General features: G+C 41.2%; 19 protein-coding genes. 14 read left to right on the top strand and 5 right to left on the bottom strand.

All coding sequences use genetic code 11. The annotated features are described in order from the left end of the window. Window positions 1–106: 106 nt before the first annotated feature. The 3 genes from erpA (at window position 107) to KQP93_RS13495 (ending at window position 4717) form a co-directional block, all read left to right on the top strand. The gene (gene erpA, locus KQP93_RS13505; RefSeq protein WP_054562313.1) at window positions 107–445 is read left to right on the top strand and encodes an iron-sulfur cluster insertion protein ErpA; all 339 of its coding nucleotides are present in this window, start codon (window positions 107–109) and stop codon (window positions 443–445) included. A 103-nt stretch (window positions 446–548) separates the two neighbouring features. After that, window positions 549–1640 (top strand): efflux RND transporter periplasmic adaptor subunit, encoded by a 1092-nt coding sequence (locus KQP93_RS13500; protein ID WP_254907676.1) that lies wholly within the window; start codon window positions 549–551, stop codon window positions 1638–1640. 2 nt (window positions 1641–1642) lie between these two features. Next, entirely contained in the window at window positions 1643–4717 is a 3075-nt protein-coding gene (locus KQP93_RS13495; protein ID WP_217874808.1) for an efflux RND transporter permease subunit, read from the top strand. 39 nt (window positions 4718–4756) lie between these two features. Here the strand turns inward: KQP93_RS13495 and KQP93_RS13490 are convergent, their stop codons facing one another. After that, window positions 4757–4930, bottom strand: a complete 174-nt coding sequence (locus KQP93_RS13490) for a hypothetical protein (RefSeq protein ID WP_217874807.1) — start codon at window positions 4928–4930, stop codon at window positions 4757–4759. A 311-nt stretch (window positions 4931–5241) separates the two neighbouring features. Between KQP93_RS13490 and KQP93_RS13485 the strand changes: the two genes are divergently transcribed. After that, window positions 5242–5481, top strand: a complete 240-nt coding sequence (locus KQP93_RS13485; RefSeq protein ID WP_054562310.1) for a helix-turn-helix domain-containing protein — start codon at window positions 5242–5244, stop codon at window positions 5479–5481. Between the two features lie 117 nt (window positions 5482–5598). Here KQP93_RS13485 and KQP93_RS13480 read toward each other — a convergent pair whose 3' ends face one another. Genes KQP93_RS13480 through KQP93_RS13465 form a run of 4 tightly spaced genes read right to left on the bottom strand, consistent with a single transcriptional unit; the run spans window position 5599 to window position 9333 of the window. After that, on the bottom strand, window positions 5599–6978 hold the full coding sequence (locus KQP93_RS13480; protein WP_217874806.1) for an AmpG family muropeptide MFS transporter: 1380 nt from the start codon (window positions 6976–6978) through the stop codon (window positions 5599–5601). Window positions 6979–7014: 36 nt separating this feature from the next. Continuing rightward, window positions 7015–7632 carry a peptidylprolyl isomerase gene (locus KQP93_RS13475; RefSeq protein WP_217874805.1) on the bottom strand — a complete coding sequence of 206 codons (618 nt, stop codon included), beginning with the start codon at window positions 7630–7632 and terminating at the stop codon, window positions 7015–7017. A 2-nt stretch (window positions 7633–7634) separates the two neighbouring features. Next, window positions 7635–8186, bottom strand: coding sequence for a YajG family lipoprotein (locus KQP93_RS13470; RefSeq protein ID WP_217874804.1), 552 nt, complete (start codon window positions 8184–8186; stop codon window positions 7635–7637). A gap of 13 nt (window positions 8187–8199) precedes the next feature. Next, the gene (locus KQP93_RS13465; protein WP_217876794.1) at window positions 8200–9333 is read right to left on the bottom strand and encodes a methyltransferase; all 1134 of its coding nucleotides are present in this window, start codon (window positions 9331–9333) and stop codon (window positions 8200–8202) included. Window positions 9334–9374: 41 nt separating this feature from the next. Between KQP93_RS13465 and KQP93_RS13460 the strand changes: the two genes are divergently transcribed. The 10 genes from KQP93_RS13460 to KQP93_RS13415 all read left to right on the top strand — a co-directional run bounded on the left by KQP93_RS13460 (window position 9375) and on the right by KQP93_RS13415 (window position 19004). Beyond that, on the top strand, window positions 9375–9962 hold the full coding sequence (locus KQP93_RS13460; RefSeq protein ID WP_217874803.1) for an alpha-ketoglutarate-dependent dioxygenase AlkB family protein: 588 nt from the start codon (window positions 9375–9377) through the stop codon (window positions 9960–9962). Between the two features lie 73 nt (window positions 9963–10035). Then, window positions 10036–10347, top strand: coding sequence for a BolA family protein (locus KQP93_RS13455; RefSeq protein ID WP_217874802.1), 312 nt, complete (start codon window positions 10036–10038; stop codon window positions 10345–10347). Between the two features lie 178 nt (window positions 10348–10525). Then, on the top strand, window positions 10526–11719 hold the full coding sequence (gene fabV / locus KQP93_RS13450) for an enoyl-ACP reductase FabV (RefSeq protein WP_217874800.1): 1194 nt from the start codon (window positions 10526–10528) through the stop codon (window positions 11717–11719). A 348-nt stretch (window positions 11720–12067) separates the two neighbouring features. Beyond that, window positions 12068–13411, top strand: a complete 1344-nt coding sequence (locus tag KQP93_RS13445; protein ID WP_217876793.1) for a Na(+)-translocating NADH-quinone reductase subunit A — start codon at window positions 12068–12070, stop codon at window positions 13409–13411. Between the two features lie 4 nt (window positions 13412–13415). Continuing rightward, window positions 13416–14618, top strand: a complete 1203-nt coding sequence (locus KQP93_RS13440; protein ID WP_054554279.1) for an NADH:ubiquinone reductase (Na(+)-transporting) subunit B — start codon at window positions 13416–13418, stop codon at window positions 14616–14618. Further along, window positions 14611–15363, top strand: coding sequence for a Na(+)-translocating NADH-quinone reductase subunit C (locus KQP93_RS13435; protein ID WP_217874799.1), 753 nt, complete (start codon window positions 14611–14613; stop codon window positions 15361–15363). Before KQP93_RS13440 ends, KQP93_RS13435 begins: the two co-directional genes overlap by 8 nt. Then, window positions 15363–15995, top strand: a complete 633-nt coding sequence (locus KQP93_RS13430) for an NADH:ubiquinone reductase (Na(+)-transporting) subunit D (RefSeq protein ID WP_054554281.1) — start codon at window positions 15363–15365, stop codon at window positions 15993–15995. The genes KQP93_RS13435 and KQP93_RS13430 overlap by 1 nt, the downstream gene beginning before the upstream one ends. A 10-nt stretch (window positions 15996–16005) precedes the next feature. Then, entirely contained in the window at window positions 16006–16614 is a 609-nt protein-coding gene (gene nqrE, locus KQP93_RS13425) for an NADH:ubiquinone reductase (Na(+)-transporting) subunit E (protein ID WP_016708692.1), read from the top strand. A 19-nt stretch (window positions 16615–16633) separates the two neighbouring features. Continuing rightward, entirely contained in the window at window positions 16634–17860 is a 1227-nt protein-coding gene (nqrF, locus tag KQP93_RS13420; RefSeq protein WP_217874798.1) for an NADH:ubiquinone reductase (Na(+)-transporting) subunit F, read from the top strand. 112 nt (window positions 17861–17972) lie between these two features. Next, window positions 17973–19004, top strand: a complete 1032-nt coding sequence (locus tag KQP93_RS13415) for an FAD:protein FMN transferase (RefSeq protein ID WP_217874797.1) — start codon at window positions 17973–17975, stop codon at window positions 19002–19004. Window positions 19005–19040: the final 36 nt, after the last annotated feature.

The following is a 19040-nucleotide window of genomic DNA, read 5'->3' as shown; positions in this document are numbered from 1 at the left end:
TTAGCCAGTTGCCCTCACCATAATTGAGATGCTCTTCTGGTGATACTTGATTAAAACACTCGGGTATTAGATAATTGCGGCCAATATAGGTTTTGAGGGTTTTGGTATGTCAGATGAGTTGCCAATCAAGTTCAGCGATGCAGCAGCTGTTCGTGTTAAACAGTTAATCGAAGAAGAAGAGAATCCAGATCTTAAACTACGTGTTTATGTAACAGGTGGTGGTTGCTCAGGTTTCCAATATGGTTTTACTTTTGATGAAAAAGCTAACCCTGGCGATTTAGAAATTGTTAAAAATGGTGTAACGCTAGTAATTGACCCTATGAGTATTCAATATTTAGTTGATGGTACCGTGGATTACACAGAAGGGCTTGAAGGCGCACGCTTTTTTGTTAATAACCCAAATGCAACAACGACCTGTGGTTGCGGAGCCAGCTTCAGCGTTTAACGAATTATTTAAAAAAGCCACTTTATGTGGCTTTTTTATTGCTTTAATTTCTCATAATATCTCGCCTCTGCTAAATTTTACGCATTATTAGAAGGAATTTTGCGTGCCAAATATAACTACAACAATAGAAAAGAAACCCTATATTTTAGCTATCGCCATTGTTTTGGTGATTGTACTGTGGATGCTATCTGGGGATAGCAAAGCAGATCAAAAAGCACAGCAAAGTGATGAGCAAGTTCAAGAGCGCTTGCCTAAAGTGCAAGTGATGCCGTTGGTCGCAAAGAATATTAATAAAAACCTAACTTTTTATGGAAAATCAGAGCCTGACAAAATCGCGAATATCAGCGCCAGACAAGCAGGGCAAGTACTCGAAATATTGGTTGAAGAAGGCCAATCTGTAAAACGAGATCAGGTTATTTTACGCCTAGATAAATCTGACTTGGCAGCACAAATCACATCTGCAGAAGCCCTAGTAGCACAGTATCAAACTGAATACGAAGGCGCACTCAAGCTTAATCAGCAAGGTTTACAAAACAAAGTATTGACCATGCAAGCACAAGCAATGTTGCAACAAGCAAAAGCAACCTTGGTTAGCCTTGAATTAAAGTTAGAACGCACTGAAGTACGCGCTGCTTTTGATGGCGTTATCAACAAACGTTTAGTCGAAATTGGTGATTATGTTGGCATAGGCGACCCTATTTTACAGCTCGCTGATTTAGACCCGTTAATTGTCAGAGCCGATGCGACTCAAAAAGAAGTGCAAGGCTTAGAAGTCGGGCAAGCTACCTTTGCTCATGTGCTAAATGACAAAACCTATCCGGGTCGAATTCGTTATATTGCATCTGTTGCTGATGACAGCACCAATACATTTCGTATCGAAGCGGCGTTCGAAAACCCAGGAATGAAATACAAAGCAGGTTTTTCGACTCAGCTAAATATTGAGTTGCCAACTGAGCCTGCCATGTTATTAAGCCCGGCTTTTATGGCCTTAGATGAGCAGGGTAATATCGGCGTAAAAGTCGTGAATGAAGACAATATTGTAGAGTTTAAATCGGTAAATCTAGCTAAAAGTACCGAGCAGGGCGTTTGGCTTTGGGGTTTAGGCGAACAAGCGAATGTTATTACCCTTGGTCAAGGTTTTGTGCGTGCCGGTGACAAAGTTGAGCCTGTGTTTACTGAAGCAACGAGCAACTAAGTATGAAAAACTTAATCGAAGCGTCGTTGACTCACACGCGTACAGTATTATCTATTTTCATCTTGTTGTTGATCTCGGGCTGGGTGACATATCAAACCATCCCTAAAGAAGCGAATCCTGATGTCACCATTCCTTTTATTTATGTGTCGATTATTCATGACGGTATTTCCCCTGAAGATGCTGAGCGGCTATTAGTTAGACCGATGGAGATTGAGCTTCGCTCAATTGAAGGCGTAAAAGAAATGTCTGCGGTGGCAAGTGAGGGGCATGCCTCTGTGACCCTTGAGTTTATCGCGGGTATGGATCCCAAAGAAGCCTTAGCTGATGTACGAGATAAAGTTAGTTTAGCTAAGGCAAAGCTGCCTTCTGAATCAGAAGAGCCAGAAGTTCATGAAATCTTGATGGAAGATCAGCAGCCAACAATCACATTAACGTTATCCGGTGATGCGCCAGAGCGAGGTTTACTAACTCTTGCCCGTAATCTTAAAGATGAACTAGAAAGCATTTCTAGCGTATTAGAAGTTGATGTAGGTGGTGACCGCGAGGATATGGTCGAAATTGAGGTCGATCCATTGGCGATGATTTCTTATGGCCTAGAACCGAATGACATCATTCAACTGCTATCAAATAACAACCGCTTAGTTGCTGCCGGTACACTTGATACTGGTAAAGGGCGCTTCGCTGTAAAAATCCCGTCGGTATTTGAGACGATTCAGGATGTGATGGAGCAACCCGTGAAAGTCGTTGGCGATAGGGTGGTGCGTTTTATGGACGTAGCAAAAATTCGTCGAGCGTATAAAGACCCAACTTCAATCGCACGTATTAATGGCCGCCACGCGGTTTCGCTGGAAGTAAAAAAACGTGCTGGTGAAAATATTATTGATACGGTCGATCAAGTTAAAAAAGTGGTGAATGAGGCCAAGAAAATTTGGCCTGACCATATACAAGTTGATTACACCGGCGACATGTCAAAAGACGTGAAAATGATGCTCTCTGATCTGCAAAATAATGTGCTGTCTGCTGTATTGTTGGTAGTTATTGTAATTGTAGCGGTACTTGGTGCGCGCACGGCATTTCTGGTAGGTATTGCCATTCCGGGTTCATTCTTAACCGGGATTTTAGTGATCTCTGTGTTTGGTTTAACGGTGAATATCGTGGTGCTTTTTGCACTTATCATGGCTGTCGGTATGCTGGTGGATGGCGCAATTGTTGTTAGTGAGTTTGCTGACAGAGCAATGAGTGAAGGCAAACCGCGCAAGGCTGCTTATAAACTAGCTGCTGAGCGTATGGCGTGGCCAATTATCGCTTCTACGGCAACGACCTTAGCGGCCTTTGCACCGCTAATATTTTGGCCGGGAATGATGGGCGAGTTTATGAAATACTTGCCGATTACGCTTATTGCCACCTTGACTGCATCATTACTTATGGCATTGGTGTTTGTGCCAACCATTGGTGGATTAATAGGGAAATCAAGGCCGCTTTCAGAGCAGCAAAAACATGATTTAGAGTTAGCTGAGTCTGGTGACTTAACACAAATTAAAGGGATGCTTGGGCGTTATATTCGAGTGCTTGATTATGCAACAGAGCGCCCTTGGTGGAGCCTTGCTGCTGCAATTGTGTTTTCTATTTTGGTGTTCTTTGCATTTGCGGTTTCTAAACTAGGCGTTGAATTCTTTCCTGATGTTGAGCCAAATGGCGTCAATATCAAAGTACGCTCTTACAGTGACTTATCTATTTTTGAAAAAGACATGATCATGAAAGATATTGAGTCACGCATTTTAAAAGTGGAAGGTATTAAAACTTTGTATGCTCGTACTGGCGGTAAAGATCAGGTGGGCACGTTTAGAATGAATCTAAAAGATTGGGATGAACGTCCACCTGCCGAAGATATAATCAGTCAAGTTAACGAAATCACGGCAAGTTATGCCGGTGTCGAAATTGAACTTCGTAAAGATGAAAACGGCCCAGGTGGTGGTAAAGCGTTAAGTATTGAACTGAGCTCTCGGTTTGTTGATGTGCTTAACAGTGAAGCAAAACGAGTAAGGCAAGCCATAGAGAGTGATGGTGCGTTTCGAAATGTAGATGACAGTGCTTCAAAACCAGGTATCGAGTGGCAACTTAAATTGAATCGTTCGGATGCGGCTCGTTTTGGTGCGGATGCCAGCATGCTAGGGGCCAATGTTCAGCTTATTACCAATGGTTTAAAACTAGGGGAATACCGCCCAGATGATGTTGATGACGAGATTGATATTCGCGTACGCTTTCCTCATGACAAGCGAGATTTAGGACGACTTGAAACGCTGCGTGTAAAAACTATGCATGGGCAAGTGCCAATTAGTCACTTTGTTGAGCGTCAAGCAGCTCCTAAAGTCGATACTATCCGCCGTGTTGACTCTCAGCGCGTTGTTACCGTTAATGCTGACATGAAACCGGGTGAACAACTTGCCAAAGCGTTGCCGCGCTTACAAGCGCAGTTAGAGGAGCAAGGGCTAGATCCGCGCGTGAAAATAAAAGTGCGCGGTGAAACAGAAGATCAAGATGAATCAGAAGCCTTCCTTGAGCAGGCTTTTGTGGTTGCTCTATTTGTGATGGGTATCATTTTGGTGACGCAATTTAATAGCTTTTATCAAGCATTTTTGATTTTAAGTGCTGTGCTATTTTCAACTGTGGGTGTGCTCTTAGGTTTAATCGTATTACAGCAGCCGTTTGGTATTGTGATGTCAGGTATTGGGGTTATCTCGCTTGCTGGTATTGTGGTTAATAACAATATTGTACTGATTGATACCTATAATGTTTTACGCAGTCAAGGTCTGGCAGCAAAGGATGCTATTTTGCGAACAGGTGCTCAGCGTTTACGTCCGGTACTGTTAACTACCGTGACCACAATTTTGGGATTAATGCCGATGGTACTGCAAGTAAATATCGACTTATTTAACCGTCATATTGATTTTGGTGCGCCATCTACCCAGTGGTGGGTGCAATTGGCAACGGCTGTTGCTGGTGGATTAACATTTGCTACTGTGTTGACACTGGTACTTACGCCTTGCTTATTGATGTTACGAGATCGTCGTCGGTAATCGGTAAATTCGTTACTGATTAATTAAAAATGAGTGACCCTAGTGTTGGGTCACTTTAATCATCAGTAAAAAGAAGCCTAAAACTAACGCAGAGGCGATTAAAATATACACAAACCCTTTCTTGCCTTGCTTAATTGGTACACGATTGTGTTTTAAAAACAGGTACCATGCTACACACAGTACAATTGGCAACAAAAATAATATACGAAACATTTCCTAGCCTTTTTCAGTATTTACATACACTTTAAGCATAAATATGTAGAATTTAAAGCGATACTTTCATCTTGTTACACTTCCAATTGATCAATTTTTTGGTACAGTTAACCAGTTAACTATAGAGCACATGCTTTAATTTTAGCTACACTTAGGTTTGTATACTAAAACGGTCCATACCTAAAAAGTGGACATTTGTATAATTAATCATTCAAAGTGAAAATTATTAGTATATAATGTGTCCAAGAGTGAGACGGGCAAATTTCACTCTTAAATTATTAACTTGAATCATCTAGTAGGAGATGTATTTTATGATGGGTAAAACAGTTTCTTCTGAAGAAAACTCGAAACTAACGAAATGGCTTAAAACTAAACGTCATGAGAAAGGACACACAATGCGCAGCCTTGCACAGGTTTTAGGTACGCCGCATTCTTTCATTGGTAAAATTGAAAACCAAGAACGTCGTTTAGATGTTATTGAATTCATGCGTTATTGCGACGCTTTAGAAGTTGACCCGTACGAAGGTCTTAACTTGCTTAAAGACGCTTAATTATTCATTACTAAAAGCGAAACGCCGCTTTTAAAGTAATACAAATAGTGCAAGGAAGCACTATTAAAACCTCTCCCTTGCATTTCTCTATCTTTAATCACATACGTATTAAATATGTTAATTGTTTTGATGATAGTTGTTTTCTAACGCATAAAGCTTATGGCGAATTAAGAATAAAAATACCAGTGATGGGATCACCATTAGTGCTGTTAGCACAAAGAACATCGCCCAATTCCCCCCTAACCAGTCATCAATAACCACGCCGCTGTAGCTCGACAGTAAGGTTCTTCCTAAATTACCTAACGAAGCAAGTAGTGCATAGTGGGTCGCACTAAATGCTCTATCGCATAACATTGATATGAACGCCACCATGGCAACCAGTGACCAAGCTTGGGTAAAACCATCAATAATAATAGCAAACGCGTAAAGGCTCAGTTTAGGGCCTGCAATTGCTATCCACGCAAAAGCTAGGTTTGAAGCTGCCATCGCAATACCGCTAATAAACAAGCCTTTTACAATGCCGTAGCGTTGATTGAATAAGCTACCCAAAAAGGTGAAAGCAATGGTAAGCACTGCAGTACCCACTTTTGAGAAGGTAGCTATGTCACTATTTGAAAAGCCCACTTCTTTATAAAACACGATAGACATTCGTCCTAAAAAGGCTTCACCGATTTTAAATAAGAAAATAAAGGCTAATAAAGCTAAAGCTGTTTTTACGCCATTACGGGCAAAGAAGGTTCTAAAGGGGTCAAAAACGGTTACAGCAAGCCAGGCAACCATTTTAGCAAAGCGGGTTTGTGTGCTATCAGCAAGCTTTTGTTGATAGTTTTGTTCAAGCTCAGCCTGAACTGCTTCGCGGTTTGATTCTGGCTCTTTTGCCCACAATACACTACTCATCAATAGCAGCATCACCACAGACAAGAAAAAGTAGACCTGCGGCCAATCAATTGAAGGGATGTCAGCCATATAAAATGGTAGGGCGCCCAATAAGGCATAACCACTCCACCAACCTGAGGTGGCCATTGCGGCCGCTGCTGTGGTTTTATGACTTTCATTTTCGGCTAAAGTGTCGATACGAAACGCATCAATGGCAATATCTTGAGTCGCAGAAGCTATTGCAATAATTAAACATAGTGCGGCTGCAAACCAGAGGTTGGCTTTGATATCGAGCCCAGCAAGTGAAAAGGTGCCAATAAAAATCACTGACTGGCAAAGTAAAATCCAACTACGGCGCTGGCCTAGCCAGTTAAATAAAACAGGTAACTTTACCCGGTCAACGAGCGGTGACCATAAAAAGTTAATGCTATACGCACCAAACACGATGCCAAATAATCCAATCATACTGCGGCTTAAGCCTTCGTCTTTTAGCCAGGCCGACATAACAGAGCCAATTAATACCCAAGGAAAGCCACTGCTGATACCAAAAATAAAAATATTGATTAAACGTTTATCTTTGAAGTACGAGAAATACTCTGAAATAGAAAGGGTTTTTGTCATAGTGTTGCCAGTTTTAGGGGCGTGCGCCCCTATTTATTATTGGTTAGCGTCTAGCACTTTTACGTTTAAGATAACAACAGGTGTTTTTGGTACAAAGCTGTAACCGATTTTTTCGTTGAAAGCTGTTTCGACACGCATTATTTTGTCTAGTGTCTCATAGCCATCCATTACCATACCGAATACGGCAAAGCCCCAGTCTCGACCAGGATTAAGGTGATCGTTATCATCCATGTTAAAGAAAAACTGGCGAGTACCTGAGTGAGGTTGACGGTCTTGGTATGCCATAGCAATACTGTACATATCGTTCTTTAAACCGTTGCCACTCTCATTAAAAATTGGGTCACCTTCGTACAGGCCATCATAGTCTTTATCGTAACCACCGCCTTGAATAACAAAATCACGTTCGTTATCTTCATCACGTTCAACACGGTGAAATACACTCCCTTGATAGCTACCATCGGCAACGTAAGTTAGAAAGTTGTTTACTGTAATTGGTGCGCGTGAACGATCCATTTCGACCACAATACTGCCAAGCGTAGTGACAATTTCTACGCGTGGAAACATGTTATCTTTTTGAATAAATTTACCCTCAGTCGCTGCGAATGAACTGTGAGCAAAAAACAATATAAAACTAAGTAATAAAATACGCTTCATAGTTAACCTTCTAAATAGGCGATTAATTCTGGGTCAGATACAATGCGGGTAATTATTTGTTCAGTCAACTTATTCAGCTGACCTTCTATTTTTGCACGGTCATGTCTTAGTGGTCCTTCAAGAGCTGCATTACCTTGGTAAATTTTATTGAAAGTGCTCGCATTTTTGACCACTCGGATACCAAACTCAATTGTTGCATTGCTGCTATGGGTCATCATTTTTTCTGTAACAACTGCTTGTAGTTTATGAATATCTAATTCAAAACGCGTTGTTGATAGGTTTGAAACATTTGCTCCATTACGACTTAACGCACTGTCTAAGGTGCTTTTCACTGAATCTGCAATACCGGGGCTGGCAAGCGTTTTGATTTTATCTGATTCAATGATTTTTAAGGTCACGTTGTCGCCACGTAAATCAATTACACTCGTGCTAACATTGCTGTTAATAGTTGAAATTTTGCCGCCTTGATAAACAGGATTCAAAATTAACTGATTTGGCTGGTTGCTACACGCAGTAAGTGCAGCTAGCAAACATAAAGGAAGTAATTTTTTCATTAAGTTAACTCCATTAATTATTCTTTGTAGCACTTAGTACGACAAACTTTTTATTAGACCCAAGTAACTTACAATTGCCGAACATGCGTTTTAATTTTTCATGATAGTCTAGATGGCGATTACCAATAATTCTTAATTCACCACCTTGCTTTAAGGTTTGTTTTGCCTGTTTGAACATTTGCCAAGCAATGTGGTCGGTTACCGCTTGAGCTTGGTGGAATGGCGGATTACATAAAACAAGATCAACACTATTAGGTTGAAAATCGGTTAAACAATCGTTTTGAACAAATTCACACTGTGCTAATTGCTCTGGTAGATTGTGAGCGACGTTTAATTTAGCTGATTCAACGGCCATAAACGATTCATCAACGAAGGTTACATGGGCTTTAGGGCAACGCTTTAAGGTCATTAAGCCAACAACACCATTGCCACAGCCTAAATCAATGATGCTGCGGGCTTTGCTTGTTTGTGGTAAATAATTAAAGAAAAAACGCGCGCCAATATCTAATGAGTCCCGAGAAAAAACATTGGCATGGTTTTGTATTTCAAACTCACTGCCTTCAAGTGGCCAGTTAACAGGGAAGGGAGCGACTTTATTAAGACCACTGGTTTTACTGATGATTAAGCGGGACTTTTTAACAGCTAAGCTGGTTGAGGTTTCACCGATATACTGACTAAAAGCCTTAATTGTTGAGTTATGAATGTCTTTTGTTTTTCCAGCAGCAATAACATCAATGTCGGCAGGTAAAGCTGCACTGATTGCGGCAAGTTGATGCTGAAGGTAGCCTAAATTGCGTGGCACTTTTAATATCACTAAATCAACCTGACTAGGTAACGCAGCTAATGAGTCCAGTTGCGTTAAAGAATCTGTTGATAACTCATTAGCTTGTAAATTATAGCGGGTAGCTTGATGGCCAATATACGAGTCGTTAACTGAATAAACTGTTAACGTATTAAAGGCACAGGCTAAAGCGCCAAAGCTGTCATTGAGTATCAGGATTGAATTTGCATCTGGATAGTGCTCTTGTACATAATTAATAAGGTACTCATCGCCTGAGTCCCACGCTTGAAGACTGCGATTTTTTTGATCTAACGGAAAGCGTTCTAGGGTATAGGTGTTATCACCGAGCTGTGCTTGGGTGGTCATCATGATTTTACGAATGTATTAATGTATAGGTAAATTCTAACATGCAACAGCCAAACACCAACCCTAATCATTTACCTGATGGTTTTTCTTACCAAGCTAATGCATTGAGTGCACAAAAAAGCCTTGAGTTATTTTACTATCTTCAGCAGCAACTTAATTGGCAGCAACCAACTATAAAAGTGTACGGGAAAAGCCATGTGATCCCACGTTTGCAATGCTTTATTGCTGACCAAAATGTAAATTATGGTTACTCGGGTTCAAAATTAATCGTTGAGCCTTGGCCGGATGTGCTTGATGCTATGCGCAAGCGTTTATCCAAAACACTGGCTATTCCATTCAATGCCTTATTAGTTAATTTATATCGAGATGGTCACGATTGCATGGGCTGGCATAGTGACGATGAGAAAGAACTTGGGGAGCAACCAACAATTGCTTCTGTATCACTAGGGGCCGAACGGGTATTTAAAATAAAGCACAAACATAATAATGAACAGCATAGCATTGTACTGCAAAGTGGCAGCTGTTTAATAATGAATGGTTTTAGCCAGCGCGATTATCAGCATAGTTTGCCAAAGCAGCAAAGACTCAAACACCCTCGAATTAACCTTACCTTTCGTTCAATCATATAAAATCATTGGCAAAATGAGTCATGCCCTTGATATAGTAGCTGCCAATTATTTTCTTATTAAAGGTCTATGACACATGTCAATGCAACAACAAATTGAGCAAAAGCTTGCTGCGGGTATCGAATGTAAACACCTGAATGTTGTCAATGAAAGCCATATGCATAGCCGTGGAACCGAATCGCATTTTAAAGTGGTGGTTGTGAGCGAAGAATTTGCAGGTAAACGTTTGCTTGCCCGTCACCGTCAAATTAATGAGCTATTAAAAGATGAATTAGCAAACCACATTCATGCATTAGCGATTCACACATTTACTCCAGAAGAGTTTAGTGAACAACAAGGACAGGCTCCTGAATCACCAAAATGCTTAGGTGGCTCAAAGTTCGACTAAATTAGCGGGACAGTCACTCAAAGTTAGCAGGACAGTCACTCAAAACAGCTTGTTACTTGGGTGTTTTAAGCTCGAAAGATTTAAGTGGGTCTGAAAAGTTTTACTGATCAGACCTGTATTTTAACTATTAGCCTTTAAACTAGCGCTAATTTTTATTGTGATAGATATAGGATGATCAATGGTCATTAAGCCGAAAATTCGTGGATTTATCTGCACTAACGCGCATCCAGTAGGGTGTGCTGAGCACGTACAAGAACAAATTAATTATGTGAAAGCGCAAGGACCACTGAGCAATGCACCTAAGAATGTATTAGTGATTGGTGCGTCAACAGGTTACGGCCTAGCATCACGTATCACGGCTGCATTTGGTGGCGGTGCTAAAACGTTAGGTATTTTCTTTGAAAAAGAAGGTAGTGAACGTAAAACGGGTTCGGCAGGTTGGTACAACACAGCAGCATTCCAAACAGCCGCTGAAGAAGCAGGTTTATGGTCTAAAAATATCAATGGCGATGCGTTTTCTAACGAAATCAAGCAAAAAGCAATTGATACTATCAAAGCTGATTTAGGTAAAATTGATTTAGTTATCTACAGCCTTGCGTCACCTCGTCGTACTGATCCAAATACAGGTGAGACTTACTCATCAACACTTAAGCCTATTGGCTCTGATATCACAACGAAGAACCTAAACACTTCAAAGCGTGTGATTGATGAAGTAACAGTTGAAGCAGCAAGCCAAGAAGACATCGACAATACAATTAAAGTAATGGGCGGTGAAGATTGGGAAATGTGGATTGACGCACTAAAAGAAGCGGATGTGCTAGCTGATAACTTCAAAACAACAGCTTACACTTATATCGGTAAAGAGTTAACGTGGCCAATTTACGGTCATGCGACAATTGGTAAAGCGAAAGAAGATCTTGACCGTGCAACTCAAGCAATCAAAGAGTCTACAAAAGGCTTAAATGGTGAAGCGTATGTTTCTTCATTAAATGCTGTTGTGACACAAGCAAGCTCGGCAATTCCAATTATGCCTTTATATATCTCTGCTTTATTCAAAGTAATGAAAGCAGACGGTACTTACGAAGGTACCATTGAGCAAATTCATTCACTATTTACTGAAAACCTTTACGGTGAAACACCACGTTTTGACGAAGGTGGTCATTTATTCCAAAACTACAAAGAGTTAGAAGATGATGTTCAAGCTCGTGTACAACATGTTTGGGATACAGTAGATACAGATACGATTGACGAATTAACGGATTACGTGGGTTACCACAATGAATTTTTACGTTTATTCGGTTTTGGTATCGACAGTGTAGATTACGAGCAAGATGTGAAACCTGATGTTGCGATTTCACAACTAATCGATTAATCGCTGAACAAACTTGATTTTGAAAAGTCGCTTTTTTAAGCGACTTTTTTGTTTCTGGATGAAAATAAAACATCATCAATAGCACTTTGGTCTATATTGAATTTTATTCAAAAGGTTTTTGTAGTCTAAATAACCGTATCTGTCGTATAAATTTCATATTTGCTCTCGCATAGTCACCCTGATTGATGTTAAAATTCGGGCAATATATGTGAGGAGTTTACTGCGTTGCTTGTTTGGGGTGTTAAACAGGCTATTCTTTGATACTTAGAGTTTAACTTGAGCATATCAAATGGCGACGTGGTTGGTACGATTTTTCAGTTTCTTTCCGTTAATGTAATGCAAGTGCGTATGATCAACATAAAAAAAGGTCTGGATTTACCGATAGAGGGCGCACCTCAGCAAGTTATTCACGATGGTTCTGCCGTCAAACGTGTAGCTGTGCTAGGTGAAGAATATATTGGTATGCGTCCAACCATGCATGTTCGCGTGGATGACCAAGTCAAAAAAGGCCAGGTACTTTTTGAAGACAAAAAGAACCCAGGCGTCTTATTTACTGCACCAGCTTCTGGGGTAGTTAAAGAAATTAATCGTGGTGCTAAACGTGTGCTGCAATCTGTTGTTATTGAAGTTAATGGCAGTGAGCAAATCACCTTTGACTCTTTCAAGGCCGACGAGCTTTCGGGCTTAGACCGTGAAAAAGTTAAAGAAGTACTAGTTCAGTCAGGTCAATGGACAGCACTACGTGCTCGCCCATTCAGCAGAGTAGCTGCTTTGGATGCAAATCCTAGCTCTATCTTTGTAACGGCTATCGACACTAACCCGCTAGCTGCAGATCCTGCAGTAATCATTGCTGAAAACACTCAAGCATTTGAAGCAGGTTTAGCTGTGGTATCTCGTTTAACTGACGGCAAAGTATTTGTTTGTAAACAAGCAGGTAGCCAAGTGCCTAGTTCATCAATCCCTCAAGTAGAAGTACATGAGTTTGGTGGCAAGCATCCGGCAGGTCTTGTTGGTACACACATTCATAACTTAGACCCAGTTTCTGCAAGCAAGCAGGTTTGGCACTTAGGTTACCAAGACGTAATCGCGTTTGGTAATTTATTCCTAACAGGTGAAATCTTCACAGATCGTGTTGTTTCTCTTGCGGGTCCTCGTGTTAAAAACCCACGCTTAGTGAAAACTCAGCTAGGTGCATCTTTAGATGATTTAGTTGCTGGTGAATTAGAAGACGGTGATAACCGTGTAATTTCTGGTTCTGTATTATCTGGCGCTATTTCTCAAGGTCCACACGCGTTCTTAGGTCGTTACCATGTTCAAGTATCTGTATTACTTGAAGGTCGCGAAAAAGAGCTATTCGGTTGGATCGCACCAGGTGCTAACAAGTTCTCAGTAACACGTACCTTCTTATCTCACCTTGCTCCTAGCCGTCTATTTGACATGACGACTTCGACAGGTGGTTCGAAGCGTGCCATGGTTCCAATTGGTAGCTATGAGCGTGTTATGCCTTTAGACATCCTACCTACACTATTATTACGTGATTTAATCGCACGTGATCTTGATAGTGCTATTTCGTTAGGTGCGCTAGAGCTTGATGAAGAAGATTTAGCATTATGTACCTTCGTTTGTCCAGGTAAATACGAGTACGGTTCAATCCTACGCGATTGCTTGACTACGATCGAGAAGGAAGGCTAGAGAGATGGGTTTAAAGAAATTTCTAGAAGATATTGAGCCGCATTTTGAACCGGGTGGTAAACACGAAAAATGGTATGCGCTTTACGAAGCTGCAGCGACTATTTTTTACACGCCTGGTTATGTAAATAAAGGCAAAACACACGTTCGCGATAACATCGACCTAAAACGTATGATGATTTTAGTGTGGATGGCGACGTTCCCTGCAATGTTCTTTGGTATGTTCAACATCGGTCATCAGGCCGCTGGTGCTTTAGCGCAAGGTTTTGAACTAGCAAACACATGGCAAGTTGGTCTGTTCCAATTATTCGGTGGTGAGTTAACTGCTGATTCTGGTTGGGGCGCGAAAATGTTTTACGGTGCCTGCTTCTTCCTACCAATATACGCAGTAACTTTTGCTGTGGGTGGTTTCTGGGAAGTACTATTTGCTTCAGTGCGTAAGCACGAAGTAAATGAAGGTTTCTTCGTAACATCTGTATTATTCGCACTCATCCTGCCTGCGACTATTCCTTTATGGCAAGTTGCACTAGGTATTACGTTTGGTGTTGTAATCGCTAAAGAAATCTTTGGTGGAACAGGTCGTAACTTCCTTAACCCTGCTCTTGCCGGTCGTGCGTTCTTATTCTTCGCATACCCAGCGCAAATTTCAGGTGACACAGTATGGACAGCAGTAGATTCATTCTCTGGTGCAACTATGCTTGGCCAAGCTGTTGTTGGTTCACTTGATTACAGCAACATGGAGCTATGGTGGAATGCATTCTACGGTTTCATTCAAGGTTCTATGGGTGAGACGTCAACACTAGCACTATTAATCGGTGGTTTATTCCTAATTTACGTGCGTATCGCTTCATGGCGTATCGTACTAGGTGTATTCCTAGGTATGGTTGCAACGGCATTCTTACTAAATACAATTGGTTCAGAAACCAACGCTGTATTTGCTATGCCTTGGCACTGGCACTTAGTTCTTGGTGGTTTTGCATTTGGTATGTTCTTCATGGCAACAGACCCAGTATCTGCATCATTCACAGACAAAGGTAAGTTCGCTTACGGTGCGTTAATCGGCTTTATGGTTGTAATGATCCGTGTTGTTAACCCGGCATTCCCAGAAGGTATGATGCTAGCAATCTTATTTGCTAACTTATTTGCACCTTTATTCGATCACTTTGTAGTGCAAGCTAATATCAAGCGGAGGTTGGCACGTAATGTCTAGTAATAACGAATCAATCGGCAAAACGCTAACCGTTGTTGTTGCACTATGTTTAGTGTGTGCAATCATCGTATCGTTTGCTTCAGTTCAGCTTCGTCCTTTACAGCAAGCTAACAAAACACAAGATATCCAACGTAATATCTTAGCGGCTGCAGGCATTGAAGTATCAGGTACTGTGTCAGATACCTTTAACTCAAAAATTGAAGCACGTGTTGTAGACATGAACACAGGTGAGTTTGTTGAAGGTACTGATCCTAACTCATTTGACTTCGAGAAAACAAAATTCGACCAAGCTCGTAGCTTTGCGTTGAAAGCAGAAGGAATTAAAGACATCGCTGGTATTCAGCGTATGACAAAAAATTCACCTGTATATATTTCGAAGAAACCTGATGGTTCTATCGATGCAATCATTTTACCAATCCAAGGTTACGGCCTTTGGGGTGTAATGTACGGCTTCTTAGCGCTTGAAAGCGATGGTGAAACAGTTAAAAACATCAACTTCTTCAAGCACAACGAAACGCCAGGTCTAGGTGGTGAAATCCAAAATCCACAATGGACTGCTAAATGGCAAGGTAAAGAGTTACCAATCAATATCATGAAGAGCGGTGCGAAGAACGAACATCAAATCGATGGTCTTTCTGGTGCAACATTAACTTCAAACGGTGTTGATCACACAGTTGACTTCTGGACTGGCGAGCATGGCTTTGGTCCATTCCTTGCGAAAGTACGTGAAGGAGCGTTGAAATAATGGCTGATACTAAAGAAATGAAGTCGGTCCTATTTGGTCCGGTATTCGCAAATAACCCGATCGCATTACAAGTACTAGGTATTTGTTCTGCGCTAGCGGTAACATCAAGCTTAAAAAATGCACTAATCATGTCAATCGCATTGACACTAGTAACTGCGTTTTCTAGCTTGTTTATTTCGTCAATTCGTAACCACATCCCATCATCTGTACGTATCATCGTGCAAATGACGATCATCGCATCGCTTGTAATCGTTGTTGACCAAGTACTGCAAGCATTCTCTTATGCAACTGCTAAAGAGCTTTCAGTATTCGTTGGTCTAATCATTACAAACTGTATCGTAATGGGTCGTGCTGAAGCATACGCAATGAAGTCACCACCGTTAATGTCTTTCTTAGATGGTATCGGTAACGGTTTAGGCTACTCAGTAGTACTACTAACTGTTGGTTTCATCCGTGAGTTATTCGGTAAAGGTTCACTATTCGGTGTTGATATTATTCCATTAGTACAAAATGGTGGCTGGTATCAACCAATGGGTCTATTGATTTTACCACCGAGTGCATTCTTCATTATTGGTTTATTCATCTGGGTACTTCGTACCTTCAAGAAAGACCAAGTAGAAGCAAAAGCGTAAGGGGCGAGCAGTGGAACATTATATTAGTTTATTTGTAAAAGCAGTTTTCATTGAAAACTTAGCTTTAGCCTTCTTCCTAGGTATGTGTACTTTCCTTGCTGTATCAAAGAAAGTAACAACGTCAATCGGCCTAGGTGTGGCAGTTATCGTGGTACTAGGTATCTCTGTACCTGTAAATAACTTGGTTTATCACGCTGTTCTTGCACCAGGTGCATTAGAGTGGCTTGGCTACCCAGAAGCAGACCTTAGCTTCTTACGTTTCTTGACTTTCATCGGTGTTATTGCAGCACTTGTACAAATTCTTGAAATGGCATTAGATAAGTTCTTCCCTGCACTTTACAACGCGTTAGGTATCTTCTTACCACTGATCACAGTTAACTGTGCGATCTTCGGTGCGGTATCTTTCATGGTTGAGCGTAACTATAACTTCGGCGAGTCTGTTGTTTATGGTATCGGTTCAGGTGTGGGCTGGGCACTAGCAATTACTTTACTTGCTGGTATCCGTGAAAAAATGAAGTACTCAGACGTTCCTGATGGCTTACGTGGTTTAGGTATTACTTTCATCACTGTTGGTCTTATGGGTCTTGGCTTTATGTCATTCTCTGGTATTTCACTTTAATAGGTAGCGAGGATAAATCATGAATGAGATTTTCTTAGGCGTTGGTGTTTTCATCGCTATCGTTGTTATTTTAGTTTTAGTTATCATTGGTGCTAAATCTAAATTAGTAGCAAGCGGCGATATCATCATCGGAATTAATGGCGACCCAGAAAAAGCTATTAAAACATCTGCAGGTAGCAAGCTATTAGGTGCGCTATCTGACTCAGGTATCTTCGTTTCATCTGCATGTGGTGGCGGTGGCTCTTGTGGTCAGTGTCGTGTACACATCAAAGAAGGTGGCGGCGATATCTTACCAACAGAACTTGATCACATCTCTAAAGGTGAAGCTCGTGAAGGCTGCCGTTTAGCGTGTCAGGTAAATGTTAAGAACGACATGGAAATTGAACTTGAAGAGTCAATTTTCGGTGTTAAGAAGTGGGACTGTACAGTTATCTCTAACGATAACAAAGCAACGTTCATCAAGGAACTTAAGTTACAAATTCCTGATGGCGAGTCAGTACCGTTCCGTGCCGGTGGTTATATTCAAATTGAAGCACCAGCTCACCACGTTAAATACGCTGATTTCGATATTCCAGAAGAGTATCGTGGCGACTGGAACCACTTCGGTTTCTTCAACCTGGAGTCTAAAGTAGACGACGAAACAATTCGTGCATACTCTATGGCTAACTACCCAGAAGAAGAAGGCATTATCATGCTTAACGTGCGTATCGCTACGCCGCCGCCAAGAGACCTAAGCCTTCCATGTGGTAAAATGTCTTCGTACATTTGGTCATTAAAAGAAGGTGATAAAGTGACTATTTCTGGTCCATTCGGTGAGTTCTTTGCGAAAGACACTGATGCAGAAATGGTATTCGTAGGTGGTGGTGCAGGTATGGCACCAATGCGTTCACATATCTTTGACCAACTTAAGCGTTTACAATCTAAGCGTAAGATGAGCTTCTGGTATGGTGCGCGTTCTAAGCGTGAAATGTTCTACGTAGAAGATTTCGACGGCTTAGCAGCAGAAAACGATAACTTCGTATGGCATACAGCACTGTCTGATCCACAACCAGAAGATAACTGGGAAGGTTACACAGGCTTCATCCATAACGTACTTTATGAAAACTACTTGAAAGATCATGAAGCGCCAGAAGATTGTGAGTTCTACATGTGTGGTCCACCAATGATGAACGCGGCTGTTATCAACATGCTTAAAGATCTTGGTGTAGAAGACGAAAACATCTTATTAGATGACTTCGGTGGCTAACACCATACACAAAACAATAAGTTTTGGTTAGAATACAGGCCTCGTAGCACACAGTGTTACGAGGCTTTTTTATTTCTATACCGAACCCTGTGGTATCTAAAAGGTGAATGCTATGAATAGAGTGTTTTATCGCCAAGGCTTGATGGCCTTTTTTCTATTAACTATGACTTTACTCATGGCTGGCTGCAGCCAAGCTGATAAGGCTGAAGAGCTTTATTTTGAAGGTAAGACAATGGGCACCACTTATCATATTAAGGTGTTTGCAGAGTCTTCAAAGGTTGCAGGTGTTGATTTACATCCTGAAATTAAGCAAGTGCTTAAAGATGTAAATCAATCTATGTCGACTTATATTCCTGATTCAGAAATTAACCAGTTCAACCAGTTACCAGCAGGGCAGGTAATGCCAGTTAGCGCTGATTTTAGAAACGTGGTCGCTGAATCAATCCGCCTTGGTGAATCAACAAAAACGTTAGATGTGACTATGGGGCCACTAATTGACTTGTGGGGCTTTGGTCCAGATAAAAAGCCGACTAAACGCCCAAGCGATGAAGCCTTGGCTGCAATGGTTGCTAAAATTGGTGTTGATAAGCTTAAACTTACAGATGCTGGTCTAATGAAAACAATTGATGGTTTAGAGTTGTCGTTTTCTGCTACAGCAAAAGGTTATGGCATTGATAAAGTAGCACAAGTGATTGAAAGTCATGGCTTCACTAATTATATGATTGAGATTGGCGGTGAGCTGCGTGTATCGGGTATTAAGCCAAACGACATCACTTGGAAAATAGCTATTGAACAGCCTGATGCTGAGCCTGGCGTTCGTAAAGTACATAAAGTGATTGAGCCGGGTACTAATGGTATTGCGACATCAGGTGATTACAGGATTTTTTACGAAATGGATGGTGTTACCTATAGCCACTTAATTGACCCTGTAACAGGCATGCCGAGCCGCCATGATTTGGTATCAGTTACCGTTTTACACCCATCAGCGATGACTGCAGATGGTTTAGCGACAGCTATCACAGTGATGGGCATGGAAAAGGCGCAGAAATACGCCGAAGAGCACGATTTACCAGTGTACTTAATTGGTAAGTCAGACAATGGCTTAGTAACTTATTCAAGCCCTGCATTTAAACCATATTTGTAGCAGGGCAAGAAGCAGTTTATAATACATGCAGCCTAA

It is taken from the genome of Pseudoalteromonas shioyasakiensis (assembly GCF_019134595.1).
Classification (GTDB): Bacteria; Pseudomonadota; Gammaproteobacteria; order Enterobacterales; family Alteromonadaceae; genus Pseudoalteromonas; species Pseudoalteromonas shioyasakiensis_A.
The sequence above is the reverse complement of the archived record's forward strand: the minus strand, read 5'-3'. Positions and strand labels throughout refer to the sequence as shown.

Excerpts from the sequence above, each read along its gene's own strand:
- erpA (WP_054562313.1), top strand. The coding sequence starts at position 107 with ATGTCAGATGAGTTGCCAATCAAGTTCAGCGATGCAGCAGCTGTTCGT.
- KQP93_RS13495 (WP_217874808.1), top strand. The coding sequence starts at position 1,643 with ATGAAAAACTTAATCGAAGCGTCGTTGACTCACACGCGTACAGTATTA.
- KQP93_RS13490 (WP_217874807.1), bottom strand. The coding sequence starts at position 4,930 with ATGTTTCGTATATTATTTTTGTTGCCAATTGTACTGTGTGTAGCATGG.
- KQP93_RS13485 (WP_054562310.1), top strand. The coding sequence starts at position 5,242 with ATGATGGGTAAAACAGTTTCTTCTGAAGAAAACTCGAAACTAACGAAA.
- KQP93_RS13480 (WP_217874806.1), bottom strand. The coding sequence starts at position 6,978 with ATGACAAAAACCCTTTCTATTTCAGAGTATTTCTCGTACTTCAAAGAT.
- KQP93_RS13475 (WP_217874805.1), bottom strand. The coding sequence starts at position 7,632 with ATGAAGCGTATTTTATTACTTAGTTTTATATTGTTTTTTGCTCACAGT.
- KQP93_RS13470 (WP_217874804.1), bottom strand. The coding sequence starts at position 8,186 with ATGAAAAAATTACTTCCTTTATGTTTGCTAGCTGCACTTACTGCGTGT.
- KQP93_RS13465 (WP_217876794.1), bottom strand. The coding sequence starts at position 9,333 with ATGACCACCCAAGCACAGCTCGGTGATAACACCTATACCCTAGAACGC.
- KQP93_RS13460 (WP_217874803.1), top strand. The coding sequence starts at position 9,375 with ATGCAACAGCCAAACACCAACCCTAATCATTTACCTGATGGTTTTTCT.
- KQP93_RS13455 (WP_217874802.1), top strand. The coding sequence starts at position 10,036 with ATGTCAATGCAACAACAAATTGAGCAAAAGCTTGCTGCGGGTATCGAA.
- fabV (WP_217874800.1), top strand. The coding sequence starts at position 10,526 with ATGGTCATTAAGCCGAAAATTCGTGGATTTATCTGCACTAACGCGCAT.
- KQP93_RS13445 (WP_217876793.1), top strand. The coding sequence starts at position 12,068 with ATGATCAACATAAAAAAAGGTCTGGATTTACCGATAGAGGGCGCACCT.
- KQP93_RS13440 (WP_054554279.1), top strand. The coding sequence starts at position 13,416 with ATGGGTTTAAAGAAATTTCTAGAAGATATTGAGCCGCATTTTGAACCG.
- KQP93_RS13435 (WP_217874799.1), top strand. The coding sequence starts at position 14,611 with ATGTCTAGTAATAACGAATCAATCGGCAAAACGCTAACCGTTGTTGTT.
- KQP93_RS13430 (WP_054554281.1), top strand. The coding sequence starts at position 15,363 with ATGGCTGATACTAAAGAAATGAAGTCGGTCCTATTTGGTCCGGTATTC.
- nqrF (WP_217874798.1), top strand. The coding sequence starts at position 16,634 with ATGAATGAGATTTTCTTAGGCGTTGGTGTTTTCATCGCTATCGTTGTT.
- KQP93_RS13415 (WP_217874797.1), top strand. The coding sequence starts at position 17,973 with ATGAATAGAGTGTTTTATCGCCAAGGCTTGATGGCCTTTTTTCTATTA.